Genomic DNA, 25,970 nt, shown 5'->3' with positions numbered 1-25,970 from the left:
ACTGGTGGTGTTCGTGCTGGCGGCCCTGGGCCTGCTGGTGGTGCCGCTGATTGCGCAGCAGTTCGGCAACGGGCCGGTGCGGATCATTGACCTGGCGCTGCTGTACGTGATGCTGGCGCTGGGCCTGAACATCGTGGTGGGCTATGCGGGCCTGCTGGACCTGGGCTATGTGGCCTTCTATGCGGTGGGTTCCTACATGTTCGCGCTGCTGGCCAGCCCGCACCTGCTGGAGAACTTCGAGAACATCGCGGCGATGCTGCCCAATGGCATGCACTCGCCGCTGTGGGTGATCATTCCGCTGGGGGCAGGTCTTGCCGCGCTGGCGGGGGTGCTGCTGGGCTCGCCCACGCTGAAGCTGCGCGGTGACTACCTGGCCATCGTGACGCTGGGCTTCGGGGAGATCATCCGGGTGTTCCTGAACAACATGGAGTACCCGCTGAACATCACCAACGGCCCCCGCGGGATTGGCCAGATCGACGCCATCCACTTCTTCGGGCTGGACCTGGGCAAGAGCACGGAGCTGTTCGGCATCGCGCTGCCGTCGGTGACGCTGTACTACTACTTCTTCCTGGCGCTGGTGGTGGCCACGGTGATCCTGTGCTTCCGCCTGGAGCAGTCGCGCATCGGGCGTGCGTGGATGGCGATCCGCGAGGACGAGATCGCGGCCAAGGCCATGGGTCTGAACACGCGCAACCTGAAGCTGCTGGCCTTCGGCATGGGGGCGACCTTCGGTGGCGTGGCGGGCAGCATGTTCGCGGCCTTCCAGGGCTTTGTGAGCCCGGAGTCGTTCAGCCTGCAGGAGTCCGTGATGATCGTGGCGATGGTGGTGCTGGGCGGCATCGGGCACATCCCGGGCGTGATCCTCGGTGCACTGCTGCTGTCGGCGCTGCCGGAGGTGCTGCGCTATGTGGCCGGTCCGCTGCAGGACATGACGGGGGGGCGGCTGGATGCGGCCATCCTGCGTCAGCTGCTGGTGGCGCTGGCGATGATCAGCATCATGCTGCTGCGCCCGCGCGGTCTGTGGCCGAGCCCGGAGCACGGCAAGGCGGCGCCGCAGGCGGTGAAGTGAGCCAGGACAGCAGGAGCAAAGAACAATGAGCGAAGTCGTACTCAAGGTCGCCGGCGTGTCCAAGCGCTTTGGCGGTCTGCAGGCCCTCTCGGAAGTGGGCATCCAGATCAACAAGGGCCAGGTCTATGGCCTGATCGGTCCCAACGGGGCGGGCAAGACCACCTTCTTCAACGTGATCACGGGCTTGTACACGCCGGATGCGGGGACGTTCGAGCTGGGGGGCGCGCCCTACCAGCCCACGGCCGTGCACCTGGTGGCCAAGACGGGGATCGCCCGCACGTTCCAGAACATCCGCCTCTTCTCGGAGATGACGGCGCTGGAGAACGTGATGGTGGGGCGCCACGTGCGCACGCACTCGGGGCTGATCGGAGCGGTGTTCCGCACGCCGGCGTTCAAGGCCGAGGAGGCCGCGATCGCCAAGCGGGCGCAGGAGCTGCTGGACTATGTGGGCATCGGCAAGTACGCCGAATTCAAGGCACGCACGCTGTCCTACGGTGACCAGCGCCGGCTGGAGATCGCGCGCGCGCTGGCCACGGACCCCAAGCTGATCGCGCTGGACGAGCCGGCCGCGGGCATGAATGCCACCGAGAAGGTGGTGCTGCGCGAGCTGATCGACCGCATCCGCAAGGACGGCCGCACCATCCTCTTGATCGAGCACGACGTGAAGCTGGTGATGGGCCTGTGCGACCGCGTGACGGTGCTGGACTACGGCAAGCAGATCGCCGAGGGCACGCCCGCGGACGTCCAGAAGAACGAGAAGGTCATTGAAGCGTATCTGGGGACCGGCGGCCACTGACGGCCCCCAACCCCTACGCGCTACGCGCCCCCCAGGGGGCGAGCCCGGAGGCCCGGCAGAGCCCGACCCTGGAGCTCCACGCGGCAGGACCGCGTAGCGAAGCAGGCATGCAAAGAATCTGGAGTCAAAGATGACGAATGAAGTGCTGTTGAAGGTCAGCGGGCTGAAGGTGGCCTACGGCGGGATCCAGGCGGTGAAGGGTGCGGACTTTGAAGTGCGCCGCGGCGAGCTGGTGAGCCTGATCGGGGCCAATGGCGCCGGCAAGACCACCACGCTCAAGGCCATCACGGGTCTTCAGCCGGTGGCCGCGGGTGACATCGAATTCATGGGCAAGTCCATCAAGGGCCAGGGCGCCTGGGACCTGGTCAAGCAGGGCCTGGTGATGGTGCCGGAAGGCCGCGGGACCTTCACACGCATGACCATCGTGGAGAACCTCCAGATGGGCGCCTACATCCGCAACGACAAGGCACAGATCGAGGCCGACATCGACCGGATCTTCGGCATCTTCCCGCGCCTGAAGGAACGTGCCACGCAGCTGGCCGGCACCATGTCCGGCGGCGAGCAGCAGATGCTGGCCATGGGCCGCGCGCTGATGACGCAGCCCAAGGTCCTGCTGCTGGACGAGCCCAGCATGGGTCTGAGCCCCATCATGGTCGACAAGATCTTCGAGGTCGTGAACGACATCCACGGCCAGGGCGTGACCATCCTGCTCGTGGAGCAGAACGCCAGCCGCGCACTGGCCGCCGCCAACCGCGGCTACGTGATGGAGAGCGGCCTGATCACCATGACCGGCGCGGGCAAGGACCTGCTCAATGACCCGAAGGTGCGGGCGGCGTATCTCGGCGAATAAGGGCCCACCCCCTACCGCCTGCGGTGGCCCCCTCGAGGGGGCAAGCCCGTAGGCCCGGCAGAGCCGGATCCTCGGGCTTCGTGCGGGGGCCGAGTGGCTACGCCACCGGCCTTCTCGGCACGGCGGAGAGCTCTTCTTGCATGTACTAGTCGGCCAGTGGCGCAGCCATCAGGCCGCGTCGGGTCTTGCGCCCCGACTCTTCGCCAGGCTACGGAGGTTCACTGAACCTCCGCAGTCCGGGCTCAGCCCCTTGAGGGGCCCGCGATGCGGGTAGGGGTGGTCAATCAGACCGGCTTCACGAGCTTGGAGCGAGCCCAGGCATCGGCTTCGCGGCCGGGGGTGTTGCCCGAGACCTTGATGCGTTCCAGCAGCTCGGCCACGCGACCGCGGATCTCGCTGACCTCGGCCATGACCTTGGACTCTTCGCCCTCATTGCGGAACTCGCGGGCCACGCTGACGATGCCGCCGGCGTTGACCAGGTAGTCCGGCAGGTAGGTGATGCCGCGGGCCTGCAGGGCGTCGCCGTCGGCCACGGTGGCCAGCTGGTTGTTGGCGGCGCCGGCGATCAGCTTGGCCTGGATGGCGGGGATGCTCTGGGCATTCAGCACGGCACCCAGGGCGCAGGGCGCCAGCACGTCGGCCTGGACCGACAGGATCTCGTTGACGCTCACGGCGCGGGCCTTCAGCTCGGCCTGGGCGCGGGCGACCTTGTCGGCGTTGACGTCAGCCACGACCAGCTGCGCGCCGGCCTTGTGCAGGAACTCGGCCAGGTGCCAGCCCACGGCGCCCAGGCCCTGCAGGGCCACGGTCACGCCTTCCAGCGAGCTGCGGCCCAGCACGCGCTTGACGCCTTCATCGATGGAGACGAACACGCCCCAGGCGGTCTTGGGGCTGGGGTCGCCGCCGAAGGCACCTTCACGCGGGATGCCGCTCACGAACTGGGTGTGCTGCTGCACCACGCGCATGTCGGCCGTGGTGGTGCCCACGTCTTCTGCAGTGATGTAGGCGCCATTGAGCGAGGCCACGGCGCGGCCGAAGGCGGCGAAGAGGGCGGGGCGGTCGAAGTCACCGGCCGGCTTGATGATCACGGCCTTGCCGCCGCCGAAGGGCAGGTTGGCCAGGGCGTTCTTGAGGCTCATGCCTTGGGACAGGCGCAGCGCGTCGTTCAGGGCGGCCAGCTCGTTGTCGTAGGTCCAGAAGCGGCAGCCACCGAAGGCGGGGCCGCGGGCGGTGCTGTGCACGGCCAGGATGGTCTTCAGACCGGTCTGCTCGTCGGTGGCGAAGAGCACGCGCTCATGGGCGGGCTGCTCGGGCAGGCCGAAGAGGGACGAGGGGATGGAGGCCGGCGATTCGGTCAGGGCGCGGACGAGGTCAGACATGGCGTGCTTGCACTTGTGATGCGAGAGGAATGGAGCGCCACACCCGTCTGGATCAGCCCAGGCCAGGCCCTGTGGCGGCGAAGCAGCGCGGCTCGTGACCGCGCTGGGCCGAGAGTGTAGGGGGGATGGCGGCCTCGCGCCTTCGTCAAGGCACAAGCATTCGGCATGCCGTGATGCATGGCACGCATCCCTGGCAGGGCGCCAGGGCAGGGCGCTCAGACAGGGTCCTGGAAGCTGCCGCGGCGCAGGGTCACGACCAGGGTGTCGCGGTGGCCGTGCTCGGCAGCGGGCTGGATGGGCGTGGTCTCATGGATCACGCGCTCGTCGTCCAGCAGCAGCAGGGTCCAGGGCTCCTGCAGCGTGAAGCGCTCGCCGCGCGGGCCATTGGCCTCGAAGACGCGCGATTCGCCGCCCTTGATGCCCACGCGGCTCACCAGGAACACGGCCACCAGGTCCACGCCATCACGGTGCGCGCCCTCGGGCGTGGGGCGGCCGATGCCGTCGGTGGTGTCGATGCGGAACTGGTGGGTCTCGATGAACCAGGGCTGAGGGCCCTTGAGTGCATCGGCCGCGCGGGCCAGGCGCAGCAGCAGGGCCTGCCAGGCAGGCAGCGCTGCCAGGGCCGGCTGCACGGGCTCGAACCAGCGCTCCAGGCCGCCGTGCAGGGCGTTGTAGTCCAGCGGCTGCCAGTGAGCGCGGTGGGCCTGCTGGCGCAGCTGCCCGCCCTCGGCCACAAAGCTGCCATGGCGGCGGAAGCGGTAGCGGCCGCCATCGCGCAGATGGGTGTCGGGCGGGAGCTCGTCCCAGAAGGGCGTCAGGGACTGGAGGTCCTCGGCGCGCAGGCCCGCCCACAGGCAGAGGCTCTCGGGCGCAATGACGGCCGAGCCCAGCTCGCGCAGCCGGTCTTCGAACTGGGTGGCGCTGGCGTAGGGCGGCTGGAAGTGCTTCATGAGGGCAAGTATGAGGCTGCCATGCCGCCCGCCGCGGGCCGGGCGGGCGCACAGCGTGCGTGGCGCTCAGCCGCCGTGCTTGTCGGCTTCGGAGGTGAAGGCGTCGGCGTAGAACTCGTCCTTGGGCAGGCCGCCCTGGGCCGAGAAGTCGCGCTGGGCACTCTCCACCATGATGGGCGCGCCGCAGGCATAGACCTGGAAGCCGCTGAGGTCCGGCAGGTCGGCCAGCACGGCCTGGTGGACGAAGCCGGTGCGGCCGCTCCAGGCGTCCTCGGGCTTGGGCTCGGAGAGCACGGGGATATAGCGCAGCGTCGGCATGGCTGCCGCGGCCTGCTCGGCCCAGTCGTGCAGATAGAGGTCCGACTTGCTGCGGCAGCCCCAGTACAGGTGCACCGGCCGCGTCAGGCCCAGATGCTGGATGCGCTCCAGGATGGCCTTGATGGGCGCAAAGCCGGTGCCGCTGGCCAGCAGCACGATGGGCTTGTCACTGTCTTCCCGCAGGAAGAAGCTGCCGAAGGGGCCTTCCATGCGAAGGATGTCCTTCTCCTTCAGCGCGCCGAAGACGTGGTCGGTGAACTTGCCGCCGGGCATGTGGCGGATGTGCAGCTCGATGGCGGCCGGCGTACCCAGGTTGTGGGGCGCATTGGCCATGGAGTAGCTGCGGCGGGCGCCGTCGCGCAGGATGAACTCGACGTACTGGCCGGCATGGAACTGGAAGTTCTGGTTGGCGGCGAGCTGCATGCGGAGCACGGCCACGTCAGGCGCGGGCTTGTCGATGCTGATCACGCGGCTGGGCAGCTTGAGCACGGGGAACTCACCGGCGCCAGGCACCGTGCGGGCTTCCAGCACGCAGTCGGTCTGGGGCGTGGCGCAGCAGGTCAGGACCATGCCCTGCGCCTCTTCCTCGGCACTCAGGGCCTTGCTCTGGTGGGCGCCATGGATGACCCGGCCTTCCAGCAGCTTGCTCTTGCAGGACCCGCAGGCGCCGTCCTTGCAGCCATAGGGCAGGCCGACGCCCTGGCGGATGGCGGCGCCAAGCAGGGTTTCATCGCGTTCGACGGCAAATTCGCGGCCGCTGGGCTGGACGGTGATCTGGAAGTTCATGGTGGTGAGGTCCGGACGATAAAGCGGCCCGTGTCCTGCCGAGGAGTCGGCGGGGCGGGCCGTACACTGGGTCGACATTTTGCCTGAGCAGGGCCGGGCGCCGTCAGCCTGTCCTTTCGGGCCTGGCCATCCTGCACTTCGTCCATGTCCATGTCCTCCCGTTCCCAAGCTTCCGAGGCCCCGGTGCGCCTGCTGATCGTCGGCTGCGGCGACGTCGGGATGCGTGTGCTGCGCCGCCTGCCTGCCGGCTGGAAGGTCTGTGCGCTGACCTCCTCGCCGTCACGCCAGGAGGCCTTGCGGGCCGCCGGGGCGCATCCCTTGCTGGGCAATCTGGACGACGCCCGGACCCTGCGCCGCCTCGCCGGCCTGGCCACCCACGTGCTGCACCTGGCGCCGCCACAGGCCAGCGGCGCGCAGGACCTGCGGACCCGCCGCCTGCTGCAGGCGCTGCGCCGTGCGGAGCCGCCGCAGGTGCTGGTCTATGCCAGCACCACGGGCGTCTACGGCGATGCCCAGGGCGCGTGGCTCGACGAGACCGCCCCGCTGCAGCCGCGCTCCGATCGCGCACACCGCCGTGTCGATGCCGAGCAGGCCCTGCGCCGCTTCGGGCGCGAGACCGGGGCGCATGTGAGCGTGCTGCGCGTGCCGGGCATCTATGCCTGGGACCGCGAGGGCGGGCATCCGCGCGAGCGCCTGGCGCGCGGCACGCCGGTGCTGGAGGCGGCGGACGACGTCTACACCAACCACATCCACGCCGACGACCTGGCGCGGGTCTGCGTGCGCGCGCTGCTGCGGGCGCCGGCGGGGCGCTGCTTCAATGTCTGCGACGACACCCAGCTGCGCATGGGCGAGTACTTCGACCTGGCGGCCGATCTCTGCGGGCTGCCCAGGCCGCCACGCATCAGCCGGGCGCAGGCCCGGGAGCAGCTCTCGCCGATGCAGCTGAGCTTCATGGCCGAGTCGCGCCGCCTGCGCAACGACCGCCTGAAGCGCGAGCTGGGCCTGCGCCTGCGTTATGCGGAGGTACGCGAGGGCCTGCTCGCCGGCTCAGGGGAGCTCAGCGACGGCGGCCGCTGCGCCAGTTGTTGATCAGCAGCCAGGCGCCGATCATGCCGCCCAGGTGGGCGAAGTGGGCGACGCCGCTGGCGCCGCTGAGCCCCATCAGCAGTTCCAGCGCCCCGAAGAGGGCCACGAAGACTTTGGCCTTCATGGGGATGGGAGGGAACAGGGGCATGATGACCCGGTCCGGGAAGAGCATGCCAAAGCCCAGCAGCAGGCCGAACAGTGCGCCGGAGGCGCCGACGGTCGGCGCGAAAGAGCCGATGGCGAAGGTGAACAGCAGCTGCATGGCCGCCGCACTGAGCGTGGAGGCCACCAGCAGTTGCAGGTAGCGGCGTGGGCCGAAGACCAGCTCCAGCTCCGATCCGAACATCCACAGGCCCAGCATGTTGAAGAACAGGTGCATGGCGTCGCCATGCAGGAAGGCGTAGGTGACCATCTGCCAGGGCATGAAGTTGCCGCTGGAGATGGGCCACAACGCCAGCCAGGGCTTCCATTCCGGCACCAGGATGAACAGGCAGAAGAAGCCCACGCAAGCCAGCATGAAGGCCTTGGTGATGGGGGGCAGTTGGGGCATGGCGGTGTGTCAGGTCTTGCGCTGGGAGACAGAACGGCGGGCATCGGCCGTGAACGCAGCGAGTGTATGCGTCCGCGCGGCTTCCGGCCGGGGCGGCGCGGAAATGAAAAAACCACCGTGCGGTGGTTTTCTTCGCGTTCAGCAGCCATTGCGTATTTCGTGGTGCCCGGAGTCGGACTCGAACCGACACGCCTTGCGGCGGGGGATTTTGAGTCCCCTGCGTCTACCGATTTCGCCATCCGGGCCATCGGCGCTGTGCGCGAGGGGCGGATTATGACATGGCTTTGGCGGCGCCTCGGGCTTGCGCTGCCGGCGCCGGCGCGGGCAAGACCCGACCCCATCTGCCAGAGACGCCGCAATGCCCCGTGACCGCGCAGGGCGGGCGCCCTGGTGGACAATCGCCGCCATGAGCACAAAACAGTACCCGAGTCTGGAGGACGTGATCGGCAATACGCCGCTGGTGCGTCTGCAACGCATCCTGGGGCCGGAGCTGGCCGCCCGCGGCAACGTGCTGCTGGGCAAGCTGGAGGGCAACAACCCCGCCGGCTCGGTCAAGGACCGCCCGGCCATCAGCATGATCCGCCGGGCCGAGGAGCGCGGCGAGATCAAGCCAGGAGACACCCTCATCGAGGCCACCTCGGGCAACACCGGCATCGCCCTGGCCATGGCCGCCGCCATGCGCGGCTACCGCATGGTGCTGATCATGCCGGAGGACCTCTCCATCGAGCGGGCCCAGACCATGAAGGCCTTCGGCGCCGAGCTCATCCTCACGCCGCGCTCCGGCGGCATGGAATACGCCCGGGACCTGGCCGAGCAGATGCAGCGTGACGGCCGCGGCCGCGTGCTGGACCAGTTCGCCAACGAGGACAACTCGCGCATCCACTACGAGACCACCGGCCCCGAGATCTGGCGAGACACCGGCGGCGAGATCACCCACTTCGTCAGCGCCATGGGCACGACCGGCACCATCACCGGCACCTCGCGCTTCCTGAAGGAGAAGAACCCGGCGGTACGCATCGTGGGCGCCCAGCCGGCCGAAGGCTCGCGCATTCCCGGCATCCGCAAGTGGCCGGAGGCCTACATGCCCCGGATCTATCACCCCGAGCAGGTCGACGAGCTGGTGCAGGTCAGCCAGAGCGACGCCGAGGACATGGCCCGCCGCCTGGCCCGCGAGGAGGGGCTCTTCGCCGGCATCTCCGCGGCCGGTGCCTGCTGGGTGGCTCTGCAGCTGGCGCGCACGCTCAGCAACGCGACCCTGGTCTTCGTGGTCTGCGATCGGGGCGACCGCTACCTGTCCACCGGCGTCTTCCCTGCCTAGGGGCTGTGCACACAGTGAAGGCCCGGGTCTGCGCTGGGTGAACCGGCCCTAGAATCCAGTCCAGGAAAGAGACGCACATGGACATCCATAAGGAACTCGACACCCGCGGCCTTCACTGCCCCCTGCCCATCCTCAAGGCCAAGAAGGCCCTGGCGGAGATGCAGAGCGGCCAGCTGCTGAAGGTCGTGGCCACGGACCCGGGCTCCACCCGAGACTTCCAGGCCTTCGCCCGCCAGACCGGCAACGAGCTGGTGGCGCAGAGCCAGTCTGGCGAGGAGTTCGTTCACGTGCTGAAGCGGCGCTGAACCGCCCGCCTCTGCAAGAAGGCCTGCCGACTCTCGCCGAGTCCGCAGGCCTTTTGCTTGTGTCCGGCCGGGCTGGCTCAGACGTTGAGCGACTTCAGGTACTCGCGGAACCCGGGGCCCAGCTCGGGATGCGCCAGGGCCAGTTCCACATTGGCCTGCAGAAAGCCTTCCTTGGAGCCGCAGTCATAGCGCTTGCCCTCGTAACGGTAGGCAAAGACCTTCTCGCGACGCAGCAGACCGGCGATGCCGTCCGTCAGCTGGATCTCGCCACCCACGCCGCGCGGCTGGCTGGCGATCTCGAGAAAGACGCCCGGCGTGAGGATGTAGCGCCCCGCCACGCCCAGGCGCGAAGGCGCGGCCTCGGGCGCGGGCTTCTCGACGATGCGCTGGACGTCCACCAGCTTGTCGCTCACCGGGGCGCCGGCCACGATGCCGTAGCGCCGGGTGTGCTCGGCGGGGACTTCCTGCACGGCAAGGATGGAGGCGCGCCATTCGCTGAACTGCTCGACCATCTGCTTGAGCACGGGACGGCCTTCGTCGGGGCCGACCATCAGGTCGTCCGCCAGCAGCACGGCGAAGGGCTCGTTGCCCACCAGACGCTGCCCGCACAGCACCGCATGGCCGAGGCCCAGGGCCTGCGCCTGGCGGACATAGATGCACTCCATGTCATCGGGCTTGACGCTGCGCACGACGTCGAGCAGCTCCTGCTTGCCGGCCTGCTCCAGGCCGACCTCCAGCTCGAAGCTCATGTCAAAGTGATCCTCGATGGGGCGCTTGTGACGGCCGGTCACAAAGATCATCTCGCGGATGCCCGCGGCATAGGCTTCTTCGACCGCATACTGGATCAAAGGCTTGTCCACGACCGGCAGCATTTCCTTTGGCTGCGCTTTTGTTGCCGGGAGAAAACGCGTGCCGAGGCCCGCAACAGGGAAAATGGCTTTGTTGATTTGCATCTGGCGAGCTGCCTGGGACGAATGCGTGGGATTGTGGCACGGGGGGTCTGGCCCCGGCGCAATGCCATCTGGAACATGAAAAGATGAATCTGCTGGTGCTGGAACCTCTGGATGTCGAGGTGGTCGAATGGCTGGGCAAGCGGCATGCCGTGCGCGTGGCGCCGGAGCTGGCCCGGGACCCCGCCGCGCTGCGTGAAGGCCTGCAGCAGGTGCACGGTCTGATCCTGCCGCCCACCGTGGCGGTCGACCATTCCCTGCTGAAGGCCGCGCCGCGCCTGCGGGTGATCGGCCGCGTGAGCGCCGGCATCGAGACGGTGGACATCGAGGCCTGCCGCATGCACGAGGTCGAACTCGTGCGTTCCGGCGCGGCCACGGCGCAGGCCGAGGCCGAGTACATGCTGGGCGCGGCGCTGAACATGCTGCGCCGGGTGCCGGTCTACGGCGCCGATGGCCTGCTGGTAGGGCGCGAGCTGGGGCAGTCCACCGTGGGCCTGCTGGGCCTGACTCCGGCCTCGCGCGTGCTGGCCCAGATCCTGCCGGCCTTCGGCGCCAAGGTCCTGGGCTACGACCCCTCTCTGCACGAGAGCGAGGACCTCTGGAAGCAATGGAACATCCCGCCCGTGGCCCTGCGCGCCCTGATGGAGCAGAGCGACGTGCTCTGCGTGCAGCTGCCCTTCTACCCGCGCTACAAGGGCCTGCTGGGCCACCGCGTGCTGGGCCATGCCAAGGCCAACCAGGTGGTGGTGGCGCTCACCCACTGCGCCATGTTCGACGACGTGGCCCTGGCCGGCGCCATGCGCAGCGGCCGCATCCTCGCGGCCTGGATGGACAGCGTGGAGCCGGGCTGGCTGGAGCCCGACCGGCCCCTGCATGGCATGCCCAATCTGCAGATCACGCCGCGGGTGGCCAGCACCACGCGGGAGTCGCGCGTGCGGGCCGCCTGGGCGGTGGCGCGGCGCATGGACGAGTTGCTGACGGCGGAGTCCCGCGTGCAGGCCTGATGCCGGCCCCGGCGCTCAAAGCTGCGACAGCGCGCCATGCGCGGAGGCGATCGCGCCCTCCATCCAGCCCGACATATGCGACAGATAGTCCCCCGCGAAGAGGAAGGGGCCGTCCGGTTGCTGCAGCAGGCTCGAGGGCTCCGACATCGACCAGCCCCCCTCGAAGTAGGCCGCCCGGCTCCACGAGCGGCTGATGCCGGCGCTCACCATGCGGCGGTAGCCGGGGTGGATCTTCTCCCCCTGCTCCTGGGCCAGCCGGATGCGCTCCGCGGCGGGCAGGTCGCCGAAGCGGTCGCCGGGAAAGGCGCCGACATGGTAGGCCCCCACCAGGATGCCCTGGGCGCTGCCCACGGCATGCGAGGGGTACCACAGCATGGTGATGTCCTCGTCGGTGTAGGAGACGCCGCCGTAGATGCCGTCCCGTGTCTCCCAGAAGCGCTCCGACTGGAAGGCGACCTTGGCCGGGCGTGACATCTGGTGTGACAGCAGGGCGGTCCGCACGCCCGGGGAGAAGTCCCGGCCCCAGCGCGAGGCCAGCAGGGGCGAGGTGGCGACGATGACCCGGTCGAAGGGCATCGCCGCGGCCTGCCCGTTGCGCGTGAAGCGGACCAGCGCGCCCGTGCCTCGGCGTTCCAGGGCGGTGACGGGGCAGTTCAGAAGCACGCGGTCGGCGACCTGCTGGTACAGCGCCTGGCTGATGTGGTCCATGCCATGGCGCGGCTGCATCATGCTGGCCTGCTGGTCCAGGTATTCGCCCAGGTGCAGCTTGTACTGCGAGAAGAAGTCCATGCGGGCCAGCTCCCGCAGCTCCAGCGGCGACAGGGGCGTGGCCGGGTGCATGGGGTCGCTGCCCTCGCTCACGCCGCCGCGCGAGCTGCCCGTGAAGCGCAGGTCGCTGCCGAGGTCGCCGAACTGGGCCAGCAGGGCCAGCACGCCCGGGATTTCGGCCGGCGGAATCACGCCCTGGCTGCTGCCTGCGGCCAGGTTCTTGGCCAGCAGCTCGGCAATGCCGCCGCGCAGGCTGGCCTGGAACTGCCGCAGGCGCAGAGGGCCGCGCTGCGCCAGCGCCGCGACCCGGAAGTAGCCCGCCTTGTTCTCGTTGATGATCAGCTCGAGCTCCACCGACAGCTCGCGGCAGTAGTGCAGCACGCGCGAGTGCCCCTGCGAGATGCGCGCCGGGCCGCTGTTGAAGTAGAGGTCGCGGTCCCGCTGGAAGCGGCAGTACTGGCTCTCGCCCTGCTCCTGGATCCAGCTGTCGGCACGCAGGGTTTCGATGCGGCCGCCGGGGCGGCCCGTCGCTTCGAAGACGATGGGTTGCAGGCCCTGGCGGCGCAGCTCGTAGGCCGCCACGAGCCCCGCGATGCCCGCGCCGATGATGGCCACGGAGGGGGCGGCGGGGGCGCGGCGCAGGCGCGAGCGCCAGTGGCTCCGCAACTCGGTCAGCGAGTGGCGGCGGCTCTCGGCCTGCGCGAGGCTCTGGGCGGACAGCAGGGATCCGAAGGCCGCGGTGGCGCCTGCGGCCATCAGGAGACGGCGTCTTGTGTGGTTCATGGCTCGTGATGAAAGGGAAGGGAAGCCGGCGCAGCCCGAACGCCGCGGCGGGCGCTGACCGCGAGCGGCGGGGGCAGGCTCAGTGGACGAAGAATCCGTCGGCGCACATCTCCTGAAGGCTGCGCCGGAACGCCTTCACGACCTCCTCCAGGTCGGCCATGGTGTGTGCCGTGCTGATCATGAAGGAGTGCAGTTCGGGGATGTAGACGCCGTACTTGCGCATGTAATAGGCCAGCGCGATATTGGCCTTGAAGTTGCTGCCGGCCTGCTTCTTGCGGTAGAGCTTGGAGGTGCGGTGGCTGAAGGTCAGCGAGAAGATGCTGTGCCGGCCCTCGATGAAGAAGTCGATGTCGAGCTCCTTCGCGATGGCACGCATCTGGGCGGCCAGCCAGTCGGTGTGCGCGTTGAGGCGTTCGTAGAGGCTGCGGTTGCCGTTGAGCTGGTCCAGCGCCGCGATGCCGGCCTGGCAGGTGAGGGAGTTGCCGCTCATCGTCCCGCCGACGAAGGCCTTGTTGTCGTAGTCGAAGAAGGGGTCCTGCGAGCTGCGCGCCACGTCCACGATGTCCGCCCGTCCGACTACGGCGCCGCAGGGCAGCCCGCCGCCGATGATCTTGCCCAGCGTGGTGAGGTCCGGCCGGACGCCCGCCAGCGTCTGGGCGCCGCCGTAGGTCACGCGGAAGCCGGTGACGACCTCGTCAAAGATCAGCACGATGCCGAGCTCGGTGCACAGGCTGCGCAGGCGCCTGAGGAACTCGACGTCGCACTTGGCGATCGAGGAGGGCATGGGCTCGCAGATGCAGCAGGCCAGCTCATCGGCATGCTCGCGCAGGCGTTCCAGGCCGTCCGGGTCCCCGTACTGCAGGACCAGGGTCTGGTCGACGGTGCCGGCATCGGTGCCCTGCGAACCGCTGACCGGGTGGGGCTGGGTGGCGTCCCCGCGGAAGCGGAACCAGGAACTGACCATGCCCTGGTCGGACCAGCCGTGGTAGTGGCCTTCGAACTTGGCGACCCGCGTCTTGCGGCTGTAGGCGCGGGAGAGGCGGATCGCCTTCAGGCAGGCTTCGGTGCCGGAGTTGCACAGCACGGCCTTGCCGTCCGGATGGAAGGCCTCCACCAGGCGGCGGGCGAGGTCCAGCTCGGCGCGATTGCCGATGGCGTTCACCAAGCCGTCCTGCACGCCCTGCATCAGGGCCGCCTGCACGGCCGGATGCTTGTAGCCGAGGATGTGGGGCCCATAGCCTCCCGAGAGGTCCACGAAGCGGTTGCCGTCCACGTCAAAGAGGTGCCCGCCCTCGGCCTTGTCCACGAAGATCGGATAGGCGCTGGGGAAGAAGTAGCGATGGATATGGGTGGGCGCCACGAGGTACTGGTTGGCCTGGTCGCGCAGGGACAGCGAGCCGGGCAGCAGCTGCGAGAAGTGCTGGTCGAAGCAGGACTTCACGGCCTCGCTCATGTAGGGCGAGTAGCGGTCGGTGAAGACACGGGCATTGGCCCAGATGTCGATGGCGGGGTCGATCATCGACGCGAAGCCCTCCACGCTCAGGAACACCAGCTCGACCTTGGTGAAGGTGGTCGTGTACTTGGCGCCGAAGCGCTTCAGGACTTCATTGACGTCCTTGAAGTAGCTCACCGTTGACCACTGGTTGTGGCATTCGTCGAAGTGGTGTTGCAGCACGCGCGTGATCTGAGCCTCGTAGTCGGCCCAGCGTGCCTGGACCTCCTGCTTGTCCTCGACGAAGTGATGGGTGAAGCGCTGCGCGGCCAGCGCCCACTCCTTGCGGGTGCAGGCGTAGTAGAAGGAGGACAGGCCCCACTTCTCGTCCTCGCTGAGGGCCACGGTGATGCCGTAGTCCAGCAGGATCAGACGCCCCTCCTCGTCGAAGAAGACATTGCCGGGGTGCGGGTCGCCATGGCAGAAGCCGTGCATGTAGAGCATGGTGTAGATGCTGTCCTGCAGCCGGCGCGCGAGCTGTTTGCGGTCGATGGGCGCGCGCTCGACGGCACGGCCGGGGATGCCCCGCATGAACTGCATCACGAGCACCTCCGGACCGCTGAACTCCGGATAGACCTCCGGCACGACCACGAAGCGGTGCCCCTGGAAATTGCTGCGCACCAGCTCCTGGGCCTGCGCCTCCTGGCGCAGGTCGGCCTGCCGGAGCAGCAGCACCGACAGCTCGGTCATGCGGCGCTTCAGGCTCAGCTGCCGCGCGGCGGGACTGCAGCGCTGCAGCAGGGTGGCCAGGATCGTCATCAGGCGCAGGCTGCTCTCCAGCTGCCCCCGCACGCCGGCCCGGACCAGTTTCACCGCCACCTCGCGTCCGTCCTTCAGGCGCGCCTGGTGGACCTGCGCGATCGAGGCGCTGGCGACGGGCACGGGATCGAAGGCGGCGAAGACCTCCTCGACAGGCCTGTCCAGGGCCGCACGCAGCCGGTCCATGGAGGCCGCGGCGGGCATGGGGGGTACATCGTCCTGCAGCCTGCTGAGCTGCTCGACCCAGGCCGCGGGAATGAGGTCGGCCCGCGTGGCGAGCAGCTGGCCGAACTTGATGTAGATCGGGCCCATGCGGACCAGGAAGGCATGCAGGAGGCGGGCCTGGAGGAGCCGCCTGTCCTGCCCGGGGCGGGTGAGGCGCTGGAATCCATAGGCCACGAGGTACAGGCTGCCGACGAACAGCAGGTGCAGGGCATGAAGCAGAGGCATGGGTGAAGGCGTTGGACGTGTCAGGGGGCGATCGGCGGGGCCGATCGCGACATCGGGGACGTGCCGGCCCACGGCCGGCTCGGCGCGCTACATCACGAAGCTGAAGGCGCCATAGGACATGCCGGCGCTTCCCACCCAGCCGATGAGCCGATCGCCCGGCTCGATGCGGCCTTCCGCGGCAGCCAGGGCGATGGCCCCGGGCACCGAGGCCGAGACGATGTTCCCGGTGCGCGGGAAGATGGAATACAGCAGCGGGCCCAGCCCGGCCGCATCGGCGAAGTTCTGCCAGTCGCGGTGGGAGGAGGCGTGCGTGAACAGGGCCTTGGCGCTGTCCAGCGGGACGCTGCGACCCAGGCGCTGCATGACGTTCAGGATGTGCGGTCGTCCGTGCTCGACCAGCTGGGCGCCGTAGGACGTGAAGCGGCCGCAGCCGTTCTTCGCGATGCGCTCCGAGGGCAGGGCGTACTGATCGTAGGCGTGGAGGGGGATGTTGCAGAGGTCCGCCAGGTCCGGGCGCGATTCGAACTCGAACTGCCAGGGCGATTCGCTGCGGCCGTGCAGGCCGTCCTCGCAGACGATGGTGGCGCTGGCCGCCTCGCCCAGCGTGAAGGCGGGGAAGGTCCACTCGACGGACTCCGGCGAGCGCAGGTCGAAGAGCGCCGGATGGATGGCCCCGCCCTTGACCATGTTGAACTCGGCGTTCACCACCATGATGCGGCGGTAGCTGCCGGCGCGCAGCAGGGTCTGGCTGAGGTGCATGGCCCGCGTCCAGCTCATGCAGGCGTCGATCAGGTCGAAGCACTCGACGCCGTCCATGCCCAGCGCATTGGCCGCGTGGTAGGCGCCGCCGGGCTCGATGAAGCCGCGGCCGATGCCGACGTAGATCAGCAGGTCGATGTCCTGCGGGCGCAGCCCGGCTGAGTCCAGCGCCTGCTGGCCGGCCTGGCGCAGCAGGGCGATCGGGGTCTCGCCTTCGGCCAGCCAGCGGCGTTCCTTCGAGCCGGCGAAGCTCAGGAAGAACTCGACGGCCTTGAGCGCCTGCTCGAGCCGGCCCTCGTTGTCGCGGGCGCTGTAGTCGCGGATGAGGGAGAGGATGTCGCTGTTGCTCACCACCTGGCCGGGCAGGGCGAGCGCGATGGATTCAAGTTTCATGGGGTGTCTCGGGTGAGGGGGTCAGGCGGCCGGGGCGCCGCAGAGGCTGTGCTGGGCCAGCTGAGAGGCCAGCGCATCCAGGCTCGGGGCCTCCCAGGTCCATTCGGAGGGCACCGGCTTCTGCACGAAGGTCTCCAGGTCGCCATGCAGGCGGAACATGTCCATCGAGCTCAGGCCCAGGCTGGACAGCGGGCTTTCTCCGGCCGCCGCGTCCGGCGTGCGCTTCAGCTCGCGCGCAACCCAGTCCTTGATGAAATTGACGATGGAGCACTGGATGACGTGCTGCATGGTCGGCGCCGCCAGTGCCCCGGCGGCAGGGGCCGGCGCGGGTGCTGTGGGCGCGGTGGGCGGCTCGGCAGGCGCCAGGCGCTGGCGGGCCACGGTGCGCAGGCTGCCCTCGAGGTACTCGGCGCGGCAGCGGCTGCGCTGGATCTTGCCGCTGGTCGTCTTGGCGATGACCCCCGGCTTCAGGAGCAGGATCTCCGTGGCGGGAATGCCGTGGCGCGACACCACGGCCGCCTGGATCGCGCGCATCACCTCGTCATAGTCGATGTCATCGGCGAAATAGCGCTTTCGTTCAGCGGCAATGATGAGCTGATCGAAGCCGTTCTCCTGCACGCTGAAGCAGGCGGTATAGCCCTCGCGGACCAGGGGATGGGCCCGCTCCACGGTCAGCTCGATGTCCTGCGGATAGTGGTTGGATCCCCGCACGATGATCACGTCCTTTGAGCGACCCGCGATGAAGAGCTCGCCCTCGTGCAGGAAGCCGAGGTCGCCCGTGCGCAGGTAGCGGCGTTGCGCCTCGCCGTCGATGGCGGCCTGGAACACCTCGCTGCTGTCCTGCGGCCGGGCCCAGTAGCCCAGGCCCACCGCCGGTCCGCTGACCCAGATCTCGCCCAGCGTGTTCTCGCCCTGACGGGCCCGGGTGACTGGGTCGACGATGGCCACCTCCACGCCGTCGGCGCAGCGGCCATTGCTGACGAGCGCCAGCGCCTTGGGGTCGGTGTCCAGACAGGGCAGGATCTCGTTGCGGCTGAAGGCCTCGCTGTTGAACCACATGATGCGCGGCCCCCAGGGGCTCTTGTGGGCCGTGACCACCAGCGTCGCTTCGGCCAGGCCGTAGGAGGGCCGGTGCATCTCCAGCGTTGCGCCACGGACGGCGAAGCGGTCGTCAAAGGCCAGGATGGAGTCGGCGCGCACGGGCTCCGCACCATTGACCGCCACGCGCCAGGAGGACAGGTCCAGCGAGGCCAGGTCAGCCTCGGTGACATGCCGGGCGCAGTGCATGTAGGCGAAGTCCGGCGCTGCGCTGTGGCTGGCCTTGAAGTCGCTGATGGCCTGCAGCCAGCGCTGGGGCCGCTGCATGAATACCGCCGGCGCCATCAGCACGCTGCGCATGCCCAGGTAGACGGGATGGAGGATGGAGAACACCTGGCCCAGGTCATGGAAGTGCGGCAGCCAGGACACGAGCACGCTGTCCGGCGTGGTGTCCCACAGCTGCTGCAGTTCCCGCGAATGGGCCAGCGTGAGGCGGTGGCTGAGCATCACGCCCTTGGGGGTGGAGGTGGAGCCGGAGGTGTATTGCAGATAGGCCAGGTCGTCGGGGCCGACGGCGGGCGGGCTCCAGGGGGCCGCGGGCGGCTCGCGCAGGCAGTCCGTGGCCAGCCAGGGCAGCTGCTTCACGCCGGCGGGCCGCGTGGCGGCGCGCTCGGCCATGCGTTCGCAGTAGAGCTGGGTACTCAGGGCCAGGGCGGCCTGGCAGTCGGCGGCGATGGCATCGATCAGCTCCAGCTTGCGTTCGTTCTGCGGCGAGTAGAGCGGCACGGCCACGACGCCCGCCAACATGCAGGCGTAGAAGGCCTCCACGTAGTCGAGGCCGGGTGCATACAGCAGCAGCACGCGGTCCTGCGGCCGGGTGTGCTGCTGCAGATGGCGGGCCAGCAGCTCGGCCCGCTCCAGCAGGGCCGCGAAGGTGAGCTGCTGATCGACCTCGCCGGCCTCGTCGAGATTGGCGAAGGCCAGCTTGTCCGGGAAGTTCCGGGCCTTGTCCAGTAGTGCATCGATCCAGGTGTTCATGGGAGTTCCTCGGGGCAGGAAATGGGGAAATGCGAAAGGCGTCCGGGACTCAGGGAATGTGGAGTTCCTGGCCCTTGAAGTAGCTGTCCAGCGGCTCGTCCATGACCCAGCGCCCGGGCGGATGGAAGGCCAGGGCACGGCAGACCCGCAGCAGGTACTGGACGTCGGGGCTGACCAGGTACTGCATGCCGCCGAGCTGCTCGGCCGCGTCCGCCGCGACCTGCGCAATCACCCGCTGGGCCTCGTAGCGGGCGGCCAGGGCGCTGACGACGGCATGGGCGTCGCGCTCGCCGGTGTCGATGCGCCAGGCGACGGCCTCCAGCGACAGCATGGTGGCCTGGAGCTGTCCGGCCAGCTGGGCGCGCACCGCGGCAGAGCCGCGCTGGTGCAGGTACAGCCGCTCGACCAGCGCCGAGGCCGCGCCCAGGTAGGAGGCCGAGACGAAGATCTCGAACCACAGGAAGGCGGCGGACAGCTCCTGGGTGAGGGTCAGCTCCTCGCCGAAGTAGGACACGTACTCATGCGGGACGCTCACCTCGCGCAGCCGCACCTCCTGGTTCTCTGCCGCATCCAGGAAGCCGGGCTCTGCGAAGGGCAGGCGTTCGATGCCGTCCAGATGCGCCGGCACGGTGACGAGGGCGAAGCGCCGCCGGCCGTCCTCCTGCGGCACCAGCACGCTCGCGGTGAAGAGGTCCATGGAGCGGGCCAGGCTGCAGGGCTTCTTGCTGCCGTTGAGGACCAGCCCGTCCGCCTTCACCCGCACCTCGATGCCGGGCGACTGGATGCTGGTGGCCGGCCGCCCTTCAGCGAAGCCCGAGGCGACCAGCAGGCGGTCCCGGGCGATCATCTGGAGCAGGTCCTGCGTGGCTTCGCAGGGCGGAATCGCGGCCACGGTGCAGGTGTGCATATTGGTGGCCAGCGCCAGGGACGGCGAGCGGCTGCCCAGGGCGCGCTGGACGCGCAGCACCTCCAGGGCCCGCAGCTCGTGGCCACCCAGCGCACGGGGGATCAGCATGCCGGCGCCCCCGGCGGCCTTGAACCAGGCCAGCACCGGCGACTCGGCCCCTTCCAGCTGCTGCAGCGGGCAGGCCGCCAGCCGGGCATCCAGCCCCGGCATGACCCGCTCCAGGACCTCGCGTTCCTTGCTCAGAATATGTGTGTGCATCTGTCCCTCTCCTGTACGGACGGTTTTTTTCAATCCAGACCTTGTACGGTGGCAATTTCAAATTGATACGAAAAAGCCCGGTCATCCCGATTGAGCTTGTTGCAAAGTTCGTTGTCACGGGCCAGCAGGCCCTGCAGGGGCTGGGGTATCTTGTGGCGTGCGATGAAATTCCGGTAGCACAGCCGGCCCTGGCTTCGCCCGATGCGCGGAATATGCGAGAGCAGTTCCATGAAGCGGGTTTTCGAGATGCAGCTGCTGATATCTGACAGCGAGAACTTGCTGAAGGCGGATTCCGGTGCCTGTTTGACGAATTCGACAATATCCTGGTGGATGATCTGGATTTTCGTGTCCGCAGCCTTGATTTGCCGGACCACGTCTTCCTGCAGAAAGTGGGGCAGCGCGCGCCGGCTCAGGTAGCGGCCGTTCAGCATGAGGCTCAGCCAGTCGCTGTCCCTGGCCAGATGCGTGCTGAAGGTATGGTCCAGGGTTTCGAGCATGTAGTCGCCCAGATTCCCGATTTCCACCTCGACCTCGTAGTCCGGGTTGTTGAGCACGGTGGTCAGCAGGGCCTTGTTGAATCCCTTTCTGACCAGGAAGGTGAAGAAGGGGCCGCGGATCTTCTCGAAGTAGATGCGTCGCTGATGCTCCAGGGACTCCGTGGCGAAGATCTCCCGCAGCGCACGTCCGTAGAGCAGGTGCAGGAAGGGCGACAGGATGCGGATGTAGAACTTCTCATGCCGGCCGCGAAAGAGCACGCCGGCTTCCACGTCCCGCGCATAATGCGAAAAATAGCGGCGCGCGGCCGGGCTGAGGTGTTTCTCCAGGCTCCGGTAGTCCGCCATGCGGGCATTGAGCGCTGGCTCAACGCCCAGGAATCCCAGCAGCCGCTCATAGTCAAGATGGCGGATGGCGGCGAGTTTCAGTTCAAGCAGATAGTTCTGCCCCGCGGCATAGTCGATGGACGTGATGCTGCGGGGATTCCTGGAAATGAGGCTCAAGGTCCGGCAGGCACTGCCTGTGACACAAAGAACATCGTCCCCTGAATGGACGGCCAATGCCGAGAGTTCGGATTCCGCGTCTTCGTCGCAGGTGCTGTAGAGGATCCAGTCCTCGACGTCTTGCTGTTTTTCAATACTCATGAGATCCCTTTGTCCTGGATTTCCTGGAGCCGGTTGAATATCTGGCGCGGGTAGGCTGGAAATTTGCAAATTCCGTCTGCGGCAGATTGGCTTGAATACTAGTGAGCGATGTGCGGGCGCAGCAATTCCCTCCCAGGGAATTGGCGGTCCCTCACTTTTCCTGGATAAACGGGAGCCATCCGGCCGGGCCTTCCCGGACCTGCGAATCACGCAGCCGGACATGTGAATATTTCTTGAACAAACCTTGATGGGAATATGAAAAAGAGCAGCCTCTATCTCCTCCTTCTGGTCTTGGGAGCCGCCCTCCCGCTGGCCTTCTTCATTCCGTTCGTCGCCGAGCAGGGCCTCGATGTGCCGCTGTTCCTGGCGCAGCTGTTCGCCAACCGGATCAGCGGCTTCTTCGCCATGGACGTGCTGGTGTCCGGCGTGGTGACCATCGTCTTCATCCTGATGGAGTCGCGGCGCCTGGCGCTGGCGTCGGGGCCCTGGTGCCTGCTGGGGCTGGTCGTCGGTGTCTCGCTCGCCCTGCCGCTGTTCCTGTGGGTCAGGCAGCGGCATCTGGAGGCGGCGCCGGGCCGGGAGGGCCCCGCCCGGGCCCTGCGCGTGGGCGCCTGAAGTCCTGCTGGCCAGCTGTCCCTTGAGGCAGGCCGTCCGGCCCATGTCTGCCGGGCCCAAAGCCCGCCTGCTGCCCGTCAGAAAGGCGCCAAGATGATGTGTTATGTTCGCGGCCTTATGAGGGATTCCTGGAATCTGACGTCGATTCCCGGGCGCGCTGCATAAGCGGGGCTCTTCAGCCTCCGACCGGCCCGACAGAGGCTGTGCGGCACAGCGCGTCCATCGGGTGGCTGCGGGCTGTGCCGCGAACGCTGCCAGACGTCTTCAGCCACGCCCGGCACCGCCGCGGCGGGCTCGGGGCGCTGCTGGCGTGGCGTCGGGCGCGTCAGCCTGTGGTGCGCGCTACCGGGTGCCCGGTGGCGCAAGACAGCAGCGTTCCTTCACACGAAGTACGCATGGATAGGGAGGGCAGGATGGACAACTTCGGAGATCAGCTGCGGTTCTGGCGGACCTTGCGGGGCTACAGCCAGATGAGACTGGCCCATGAGCTGGGGATGTCGTCCCGCAACCTGTCATTCCTGGAGACGGGCCGCTCGAGGCCCACGCGCCCGACGGTCATGCAGCTGGTGCGCTTTCTCAACATCCCTTGCCGGGCCCGCGACCAGCTGATGGCCCTGGCAGGCCTGAAGCCCGAGGTGGCCCGCAGCGCGGACAGCAGCAATCTGGAGCCCTTCTACAGCGCGGTCAAGGTCATGCTGTCCAAGCACAACCCCTATCCGGCGCTGGTGTTGAACCGCTGGTGGGACCTGGTGGACGCGAATGCCGTGGCCCGGCGCCTGCTGGGCAGCGTCTCACCGGGAGACAACCTCGTGCAGCAATGCCTGCTCAACGCGGACTGGATGCGTGCCGTGCTGAATCCGGAGGAGGTCCAGTGGAGCGTCTACCGCGAGCTGCATCACGACCTCATGAGCTTCCATGACGAGCGCTTCATGCAGATCTACGCCGACGTGGAGCGGCTGGTGGCCGGCAAGCAGGAGCAGGGGCCCGACAGCAATCCCGCCGTTCGCTTCTGCCTGATGCTGGAGGGGCAGCCGCGCAGCTTCACCAGCATGGTGACCCGTTTCCGGGCCCCCAGTGACACGCGCATCGCCGAGCTGAAGGTCGAGCTGTTCTTCCCGACCGATGCCGCGACGGAGGACTATCTCCAGCGGCTCTATGCGGAGCTGGTGGCCTCGGACCCGGCGCCCGGCCTGGAGCTCTCGCAGGGCAGCGCTGCCTGGGCGCTGGCGGCGGCCTGAGGGCCTGACGGGCCGGTGAGCCCGCCGAGGAGGGCTGCCCGGGTCCCATCCCGGGCGCAGCCCGCTCGCTCAGCCGAGGCGGGCCGCCTGTGCCTTCAGCCGCTCCAGCGTGGCGCTGAACTCGGCCACGCGCTGGCGCTCCTGCGCCACCACGGCCTCAGGGGCGCGGGCGACGAAGCTCTCGTTGGACAGCTTGGCGTTGGCCTTGGTGATCTCGCCGTCCAGGCGGGCGATCTCCTTGCCCAGGCGGGCGCGTTCGGCCTCGACGTCGATCTCCACCTTCAGCGCCAGGCGGGCCTCGCCATGCACCAGCACGGGCAGCGCGGCGGCGGCCTGCTCGAAGGTGGCGTCATCCACCAGCTGCACCTCGGCCAGCTTGGCCAGGGTCCTGATCAGCGGGGCGGCTTCGGCGATGAAGCCCTGGCCGCCAGCTACCAGCAGGGGCACGCGCTCGGCGGGCGAGAGGCCCATCTCGCTGCGCAGGCTGCGGCAGGTGCCCACCACGGCCTTGAGCTGATCCACCCAGGCGATGGCCGCCGGGTCGATCTTCTCGGGCTGGGCCACGGGGTAGGCGGCGTTGACGATGTACTCGGTGCTCTTGCGGCCGGCCACCGGCGCGACCGTCTGCCACAGGGCCTCGGTGATGAAGGGGGCCACCGGGTGCAACAGGCGCAGCGTGGTCTCCAGCGTGCGGATCAGGGTGCGGCGCGTGGCGCGCGCTTCAGCCTCGTTGCCAACCTGGATCTGCACCTTGGCGATCTCCAGGTACCAGTCGCAGTACTCGTTCCAGACGAAGTCGTAGATGGCGTTGGCGACGTTGTCCAGGCGGTAGTCTGCAAAGCCCTGGGCCACGGCGGCCTCGACCTTCTGCAGCTCGCTCGTGATCCAGCGGTCCGAGGGGCTGAAGCTCAGGTAGCCGCCCTCGCAGTCCGCCGCAGTGTGCTCCTTCAGGCCGCAGTCCTGGCCTTCGGTGTTCATCAGCACGAAGCGCGTGGCGTTCCAGAGCTTGTTGCAGAAGTTGCGATAGCCCTCGCAGCGCTTGGAGTCGAAGTTGACCGAGCGGCCCAGCGTGGCCATGGCTGCGAAGGTGAAGCGCAGGGCGTCGGCGCCGTAACCAGGGATGCCCTCGGGGAACTCCTTCTCGGTGGCCTTGCGGACCTTGGGCGCCGTCTCGGGCTTGCGCAGGCCTTGCGTGCGCTTGTCCAGCAGGGGCGCGAGCTCGATGCCGTCGATCAGGTCCACCGGGTCCAGCACATTGCCCTCGGACTTGGACATCTTCTTGCCCTGCGCATCCAGCACCAGGCCGTGGATGTACACGTGCTTGAAAGGCACCTTGCCCGTGAAGTGCTTGGTCATCATGATCATCCGGGCGACCCAGAAGAAGATGATGTCGTAGCCCGTCACCAGCACGGAGGAAGGCAGGAAGAGGTCCTGCTCCACGGTGGACTCGGGCCAGCCCAGGGTGGAGAAGGGCACCAGGGCGGAGGAGTACCAGGTGTCCAGCACGTCCTCGTCGCGCTTCAGCGTCTTGCCGGGCGCCTTGGCCTGCGCCTCGGCCTCGCTGCGGGCGACATAAACGTTGCCGTCCTCGTCATACCAGGCCGGGATCTGGTGGCCCCACCACAGCTGGCGGGAGATGCACCAGTCCTGGATGTTCTTCATCCACTGGTTGTAGGTGTTGACCCAGTTCTCGGGCACGAACTTCACGTCGCCCGAGCTGACGGCCTCGATGGCCTCCTCGGCGATGGACTTGCCGTTGGCGCCGGCCTTGCTCATGGCCACGAACCACTGGTCCGTCAGCATGGGCTCGATGACCTGGCCCGTGCGGGCGCAGCGCGGCACCATCAGCTTGTGCTTCTTGACCTCGACCAGCAGGCCTTGCGCCTCCAGCTCGGCCACGATCTTCTTGCGCGCGACGAAGCGGTCCAGACCGATGTACTCGGCCGGGATCTCGCTGGCCTCATGGGCGCTGACCTTGGCCTCGAGATCGAAGATGGTCAGCATGGGCAGCTTGTGGCGCAGGCCCACCTGGTAGTCGTTGGTGTCATGCGCCGGGGTCACCTTGACCACGCCGGTGCCGAACTCCTTGTCCACGTAGTCGTCGGCGATCACCGGGACCAGGCGGCCGGTGATGGGCAGCTTCACTTGCTGGCCGATCAGGTGCTTGTAGCGCTCGTCCTCGGGGTGGACCATCACGGCGGTGTCCCCCAGCATGGTCTCGGGGCGGGTGGTGGCGACGACCAGGGACTCACTGCCTTCGGCCATCGGATAGCGGATGTGCCACAGCGAGCCGTCTTCCTCCTCGCTCTCCACCTCCAGGTCGGAGACGGCGGACTTCAGGATGGGGTCCCAGGACACCAGGCGCTTGCCGCGGTAGATCAGGCCTTCCTCGAAGAGGCGCACGAAGGTGTCGGTGACCACCCTGGAGAGCTTGTCGTCCATGGTGAAGTACTCGTGCTCCCAGCTCACCGAGTCACCCATGCGGCGCATCTGGCGGGTGATGGTGCTGCCGGACTGCTCCTTCCACTCCCAGACCTGGGCGACGAAGTTCTTGCGGCCCAGGTCATGGCGGCTCTGGCCCTTCTCCTGCAGCTGGCGCTCCACCACGATCTGGGTCGCGATGCCGGCGTGGTCGGTGCCAGGCACCCACAGGGTGTTGTGGCCGCGCATGCGGTGGTAGCGCGTCAACGAGTCCATGATGGTCTGGTTGAAGGCGTGACCCATGTGCAGGGTGCCGGTCACATTCGGCGGCGGCAGCTGGATGCAGAAGGAGTCGCGGCTCTTGTCCAAGGTGGGACGGTAGAGGCCTTGGGACTCCCACAGAGGGCCCCAATGGGCTTCCAGGGCGGCGGGCTCGAAGGACTTGGCAAGTTCGGTCATGACGCGCTTTGCTGCTTGAAATGGCCGCGGGGCGTCTCCTCGCGGAGGCGCCCCGTCGGCGGGAATCAGGGGTTGCCCGATTGTAGGGGCCA

Annotated in this window: 21 protein-coding genes and 1 tRNA gene; 9 read left to right on the top strand and 13 right to left on the bottom strand. The window is 68.1% G+C overall.

Annotated features, from left to right (window positions below):
* Position 1: 1 nt before the first annotated feature.
* From O9Y01_RS21730 to O9Y01_RS21720, 3 genes are all read left to right on the top strand, one after another.
* Positions 2–1,069 (top strand): ABC transporter permease subunit, encoded by a 1,068-nt coding sequence (locus O9Y01_RS21730; RefSeq protein ID WP_269633748.1) that lies wholly within the window; start codon positions 2–4, stop codon positions 1,067–1,069.
* A 25-nt stretch (positions 1,070–1,094) separates the two neighbouring features.
* Entirely contained in the window at positions 1,095–1,865 is a 771-nt protein-coding gene (locus tag O9Y01_RS21725) for an ABC transporter ATP-binding protein (protein ID WP_269633747.1), read from the top strand.
* Positions 1,866–1,995: 130 nt separating this feature from the next.
* Positions 1,996–2,715, top strand: coding sequence for an ABC transporter ATP-binding protein (locus tag O9Y01_RS21720; protein ID WP_269633746.1), 720 nt, complete (start codon positions 1,996–1,998; stop codon positions 2,713–2,715).
* A 284-nt stretch (positions 2,716–2,999) separates the two neighbouring features.
* Here O9Y01_RS21720 and O9Y01_RS21715 read toward each other — a convergent pair whose 3' ends face one another.
* From O9Y01_RS21715 to O9Y01_RS21705, 3 genes are all read right to left on the bottom strand, one after another.
* The gene (locus tag O9Y01_RS21715) at positions 3,000–4,094 is read right to left on the bottom strand and encodes a Leu/Phe/Val dehydrogenase (RefSeq protein WP_269633745.1); all 1,095 of its coding nucleotides are present in this window, start codon (positions 4,092–4,094) and stop codon (positions 3,000–3,002) included.
* A gap of 215 nt (positions 4,095–4,309) precedes the next feature.
* Positions 4,310–5,044: a 2OG-Fe dioxygenase family protein gene (locus O9Y01_RS21710; RefSeq protein ID WP_269633744.1), complete on the bottom strand. Its 735-nt coding sequence runs from the start codon at positions 5,042–5,044 to the stop codon at positions 4,310–4,312.
* 66 nt (positions 5,045–5,110) lie between these two features.
* Positions 5,111–6,148 carry a CDP-6-deoxy-delta-3,4-glucoseen reductase gene (locus O9Y01_RS21705; protein ID WP_269633743.1) on the bottom strand — a complete coding sequence of 346 codons (1,038 nt, stop codon included), beginning with the start codon at positions 6,146–6,148 and terminating at the stop codon, positions 5,111–5,113.
* A 144-nt stretch (positions 6,149–6,292) separates the two neighbouring features.
* Between O9Y01_RS21705 and O9Y01_RS21700 the strand changes: the two genes are divergently transcribed.
* Positions 6,293–7,237, top strand: coding sequence for an SDR family oxidoreductase (locus O9Y01_RS21700; protein WP_269633742.1), 945 nt, complete (start codon positions 6,293–6,295; stop codon positions 7,235–7,237).
* Here the strand turns inward: O9Y01_RS21700 and O9Y01_RS21695 are convergent.
* Complete coding sequence (locus tag O9Y01_RS21695) at positions 7,206–7,784, bottom strand: rhomboid family intramembrane serine protease (RefSeq protein ID WP_269633740.1); 579 nt, start codon at positions 7,782–7,784, stop codon at positions 7,206–7,208. The two genes, O9Y01_RS21700 and O9Y01_RS21695, sit on opposite strands and share 32 nt — an antisense overlap.
* A gap of 160 nt (positions 7,785–7,944) precedes the next feature.
* Positions 7,945–8,029: transfer RNA gene (locus O9Y01_RS21690), tRNA-Leu, on the bottom strand.
* A 161-nt stretch (positions 8,030–8,190) separates the two neighbouring features.
* Here O9Y01_RS21690 and cysM point away from each other — a divergent pair.
* Both cysM and O9Y01_RS21680 read left to right on the top strand, forming a co-directional pair.
* Positions 8,191–9,102: a cysteine synthase CysM gene (cysM, locus tag O9Y01_RS21685; protein ID WP_269633739.1), complete on the top strand. Its 912-nt coding sequence runs from the start codon at positions 8,191–8,193 to the stop codon at positions 9,100–9,102.
* Between the two features lie 77 nt (positions 9,103–9,179).
* Entirely contained in the window at positions 9,180–9,407 is a 228-nt protein-coding gene (locus tag O9Y01_RS21680; protein WP_183106294.1) for a sulfurtransferase TusA family protein, read from the top strand.
* 77 nt (positions 9,408–9,484) lie between these two features.
* On the opposite strand, the gene galU is transcribed toward O9Y01_RS21680, so the two are convergent.
* Positions 9,485–10,360, bottom strand: coding sequence for a UTP--glucose-1-phosphate uridylyltransferase GalU (galU, locus tag O9Y01_RS21675; protein ID WP_269633738.1), 876 nt, complete (start codon positions 10,358–10,360; stop codon positions 9,485–9,487).
* 83 nt (positions 10,361–10,443) lie between these two features.
* Between galU and O9Y01_RS21670 the strand changes: the two genes are divergently transcribed.
* Entirely contained in the window at positions 10,444–11,361 is a 918-nt protein-coding gene (locus O9Y01_RS21670; RefSeq protein WP_269633737.1) for an NAD(P)-dependent oxidoreductase, read from the top strand.
* Positions 11,362–11,376: 15 nt separating this feature from the next.
* On the opposite strand, the gene O9Y01_RS21665 is transcribed toward O9Y01_RS21670, so the two are convergent.
* From O9Y01_RS21665 to O9Y01_RS21640, 6 genes are all read right to left on the bottom strand, one after another.
* A complete protein-coding gene (locus O9Y01_RS21665; RefSeq protein ID WP_269633736.1) occupies positions 11,377–12,912 on the bottom strand; it encodes a flavin monoamine oxidase family protein in 1,536 nt (511 codons plus the stop codon).
* A gap of 79 nt (positions 12,913–12,991) precedes the next feature.
* On the bottom strand, positions 12,992–15,613 hold the full coding sequence (locus tag O9Y01_RS21660; RefSeq protein WP_269633735.1) for an aminotransferase class III-fold pyridoxal phosphate-dependent enzyme: 2,622 nt from the start codon (positions 15,611–15,613) through the stop codon (positions 12,992–12,994).
* An 87-nt stretch (positions 15,614–15,700) separates the two neighbouring features.
* Positions 15,701–16,765 carry a 3-oxoacyl-[acyl-carrier-protein] synthase III C-terminal domain-containing protein gene (locus tag O9Y01_RS21655; RefSeq protein WP_269633734.1) on the bottom strand — a complete coding sequence of 355 codons (1,065 nt, stop codon included), beginning with the start codon at positions 16,763–16,765 and terminating at the stop codon, positions 15,701–15,703.
* A gap of 21 nt (positions 16,766–16,786) precedes the next feature.
* Positions 16,787–18,841, bottom strand: a complete 2,055-nt coding sequence (locus O9Y01_RS21650) for a fatty acyl-AMP ligase (RefSeq protein ID WP_269633733.1) — start codon at positions 18,839–18,841, stop codon at positions 16,787–16,789.
* A 49-nt stretch (positions 18,842–18,890) separates the two neighbouring features.
* The gene (locus O9Y01_RS21645) at positions 18,891–20,006 is read right to left on the bottom strand and encodes an acyl-CoA dehydrogenase family protein (RefSeq protein WP_269633732.1); all 1,116 of its coding nucleotides are present in this window, start codon (positions 20,004–20,006) and stop codon (positions 18,891–18,893) included.
* Positions 20,007–20,035: 29 nt separating this feature from the next.
* Positions 20,036–21,145 (bottom strand): DUF3419 family protein, encoded by a 1,110-nt coding sequence (locus tag O9Y01_RS21640; protein WP_269633731.1) that lies wholly within the window; start codon positions 21,143–21,145, stop codon positions 20,036–20,038.
* A 255-nt stretch (positions 21,146–21,400) separates the two neighbouring features.
* On the opposite strand from O9Y01_RS21640, the gene O9Y01_RS21635 reads away from it, so the two are divergent.
* Positions 21,401–21,760: a DUF2834 domain-containing protein gene (locus O9Y01_RS21635; protein ID WP_269633730.1), complete on the top strand. Its 360-nt coding sequence runs from the start codon at positions 21,401–21,403 to the stop codon at positions 21,758–21,760.
* Between the two features lie 395 nt (positions 21,761–22,155).
* Complete coding sequence (locus O9Y01_RS21630) at positions 22,156–22,998, top strand: helix-turn-helix domain-containing protein (protein WP_332108766.1); 843 nt, start codon at positions 22,156–22,158, stop codon at positions 22,996–22,998.
* Positions 22,999–23,067: 69 nt separating this feature from the next.
* Here O9Y01_RS21630 and O9Y01_RS21625 read toward each other — a convergent pair whose 3' ends face one another.
* A complete protein-coding gene (locus tag O9Y01_RS21625) occupies positions 23,068–25,878 on the bottom strand; it encodes a valine--tRNA ligase (protein WP_269633728.1) in 2,811 nt (936 codons plus the stop codon).
* Positions 25,879–25,970: the final 92 nt, after the last annotated feature.

Source organism: Pelomonas sp. BJYL3 (assembly GCF_027257975.1).
Taxonomy (GTDB): domain Bacteria; phylum Pseudomonadota; class Gammaproteobacteria; order Burkholderiales; family Burkholderiaceae_C; genus Roseateles_B; species Roseateles_B flavus.
Note: the sequence above shows the minus strand (reverse complement) of the source record. Positions and strands in the feature narration are given on the sequence as shown.

Bases quoted from the DNA above. Each gene is read 5' to 3' on its own strand.
- O9Y01_RS21725 (WP_269633747.1), top strand. From the start codon at position 1,095: ATGAGCGAAGTCGTACTCAAGGTCGCCGGCGTGTCCAAGCGCTTTGGC.
- O9Y01_RS21720 (WP_269633746.1), top strand. From the start codon at position 1,996: ATGACGAATGAAGTGCTGTTGAAGGTCAGCGGGCTGAAGGTGGCCTAC.
- O9Y01_RS21715 (WP_269633745.1), bottom strand. From the start codon at position 4,094: ATGTCTGACCTCGTCCGCGCCCTGACCGAATCGCCGGCCTCCATCCCC.
- O9Y01_RS21710 (WP_269633744.1), bottom strand. From the start codon at position 5,044: ATGAAGCACTTCCAGCCGCCCTACGCCAGCGCCACCCAGTTCGAAGAC.
- O9Y01_RS21705 (WP_269633743.1), bottom strand. From the start codon at position 6,148: ATGAACTTCCAGATCACCGTCCAGCCCAGCGGCCGCGAATTTGCCGTC.
- O9Y01_RS21700 (WP_269633742.1), top strand. From the start codon at position 6,293: ATGTCCATGTCCTCCCGTTCCCAAGCTTCCGAGGCCCCGGTGCGCCTG.
- O9Y01_RS21695 (WP_269633740.1), bottom strand. From the start codon at position 7,784: ATGCCCCAACTGCCCCCCATCACCAAGGCCTTCATGCTGGCTTGCGTG.
- cysM (WP_269633739.1), top strand. From the start codon at position 8,191: ATGAGCACAAAACAGTACCCGAGTCTGGAGGACGTGATCGGCAATACG.
- O9Y01_RS21680 (WP_183106294.1), top strand. From the start codon at position 9,180: ATGGACATCCATAAGGAACTCGACACCCGCGGCCTTCACTGCCCCCTG.
- galU (WP_269633738.1), bottom strand. From the start codon at position 10,360: ATGCAAATCAACAAAGCCATTTTCCCTGTTGCGGGCCTCGGCACGCGT.
- O9Y01_RS21670 (WP_269633737.1), top strand. From the start codon at position 10,444: ATGAATCTGCTGGTGCTGGAACCTCTGGATGTCGAGGTGGTCGAATGG.
- O9Y01_RS21665 (WP_269633736.1), bottom strand. From the start codon at position 12,912: ATGAACCACACAAGACGCCGTCTCCTGATGGCCGCAGGCGCCACCGCG.
- O9Y01_RS21660 (WP_269633735.1), bottom strand. From the start codon at position 15,613: ATGCCTCTGCTTCATGCCCTGCACCTGCTGTTCGTCGGCAGCCTGTAC.
- O9Y01_RS21655 (WP_269633734.1), bottom strand. From the start codon at position 16,765: ATGAAACTTGAATCCATCGCGCTCGCCCTGCCCGGCCAGGTGGTGAGC.
- O9Y01_RS21650 (WP_269633733.1), bottom strand. From the start codon at position 18,841: ATGAACACCTGGATCGATGCACTACTGGACAAGGCCCGGAACTTCCCG.
- O9Y01_RS21645 (WP_269633732.1), bottom strand. From the start codon at position 20,006: ATGCACACACATATTCTGAGCAAGGAACGCGAGGTCCTGGAGCGGGTC.
- O9Y01_RS21640 (WP_269633731.1), bottom strand. From the start codon at position 21,145: ATGAGTATTGAAAAACAGCAAGACGTCGAGGACTGGATCCTCTACAGC.
- O9Y01_RS21635 (WP_269633730.1), top strand. From the start codon at position 21,401: ATGAAAAAGAGCAGCCTCTATCTCCTCCTTCTGGTCTTGGGAGCCGCC.
- O9Y01_RS21630 (WP_332108766.1), top strand. From the start codon at position 22,156: ATGGATAGGGAGGGCAGGATGGACAACTTCGGAGATCAGCTGCGGTTC.
- O9Y01_RS21625 (WP_269633728.1), bottom strand. From the start codon at position 25,878: ATGACCGAACTTGCCAAGTCCTTCGAGCCCGCCGCCCTGGAAGCCCAT.